1 protein-coding gene is annotated in these 1653 nt (G+C 44.4%); it reads left to right on the top strand.

The window, feature by feature from the left end; all coding sequences use genetic code 11:
* The first annotated feature begins 112 nt into the window (after nt 1-112).
* Nucleotides 113-1624 (top strand): IS1634 family transposase, encoded by a 1512-nt coding sequence (locus IVW53_15910; protein ID MBF6607048.1) that lies wholly within the window; start codon nt 113-115, stop codon nt 1622-1624.
* The last annotated feature ends 29 nt before the right edge of the window (nt 1625-1653 follow it).

Raw genomic sequence — 1653 nt, 5'->3', positions numbered from 1 at the left:
TCCTGACTTCGTCACTTTTTTTACTGATGTCCGAAATAGTTTGAAAGGGACTTGGGATTGATGTTTTTTGATTTTTTTTGGGTGTCCCAGCAAATGGTCTTTAGCTTTGGCCATGTTCATCCGACAGAAGAAAAACAAGAGCGGCCTGGTGGGTATACAGGTGATAGATAAATCAACGGGCAAGTACAGTGTGGCCAAAACGATTGGCAGTTCTGCTGATGCCACCTCTATTTCAAAATTGATTGCCGAGGCGGGGCTGTGGGTTGAACAAAAGCTTGGCCTGATGGAACTGGACTTCGCCCAGGCCGACCAATTGCTGGACACGTTACTTTCCAGCATCCAGCAAATCAAAATAGTGGGAACAGAATTGTTGCTGGGCAAACTCTTTGACCAGATCGGGTTCAACGCCATTAAAGACGAACTGTTCAGGAAGCTAGTTTTGGCAAGGCTATGCTACCCGTTGAGCAAACTCAAGACAGTGGATTATTTGCGCCGGTATGAAGGATATGAAACCAATGAAACGGCTGTTTATAGGTACCTGGACAAGCTGAACAAAACACAAAAGCGCACCGTACAACAGATAAGCTACTCCCACACACGGAGGATACTAAACAACAACATCCAGATCGTCTTTTACGATGTGACCACCTTGTATTTTGAGATACAGCAAGAAGATGGGTTGAGGGAAACCGGTTTCTCCAAGGACGGCAAACATCAAAACCCACAGATCGTGCTGGGGCTGTTGGTCAGCATGGACGGCTACCCGCTAGCATACGAAATTTACAAAGGCAAAAAGTTTGAAGGCGATACCATGCTCCCCATCATCAACTTGTTCAAACGAAAGTATAAACTCAACAACTTGATCGTAGTGGCCGATGCCGGATTGCTGTCCAACAAGAACATTGAATCCCTTGAGGCCAATGGTCACCAATACATTTTAGGGGCACGGATAAAAAACGAAAAACAAACCATTAATTCCAAAATATTTGCTCTCAAGCTAAAGGACGGAGAGAGCGAAGTGATCCAAAAAAACGGGCGGACCAAACTCATTGTCAATTACTCCCAGGCCAGGGCAAAGAAAGACAATGCCAACCGGGAAAAGGGTATTTTCAAATTGGAGAAGCAGATCAAAACCAACCAACTCACCAAGGCACAGATCAACAACAAAGGCTACAACAAGTTTTTGAAAATGGAGGGGAAAATCACAGTGGCACTGAACCAAGCTAAAATTGCGGACGACAAAAAATGGGATGGGTTAAAAGGGTACCTCACCAATACCGCTTTGGAAAAAGAACAAGTGATGGAGAACTACAAGCATCTTTGGAGGATTGAAAAAGCATTCAGGGTGTCCAAAACCGATCTTAAGATCCGCCCCGTGTACCACTATGCAAAACGGAGGATAGAAGCCCATGTCTGCATCGCCTTTGTGGCCTATAAAATCTATAAAGAGCTGGAGCGGCAACTCAACGAGCTCAAGTCAGAGCTCAGTCCTGAAAAAGCCATTGAAATAGCCAAAACAATCTATTGCATCAAGGCAACAAAGCCCAAGTCAAAAGAACTCTTTGAAAAGACTTTGATTATTAATGAAGAGCAGCGTACCCTGGCCAATTTATTTAACTTCTAAAAATGGGTGTCCCAGTGACGAAGTCAGGA

Source organism: Chloroflexota bacterium (genome assembly GCA_015478725.1).
In the GTDB taxonomy this organism is placed as follows: Bacteria; Chloroflexota; Limnocylindria; order Limnocylindrales; family CSP1-4; genus C-114.
This window is presented reverse-complemented; position numbering and strand designations above follow the sequence as displayed.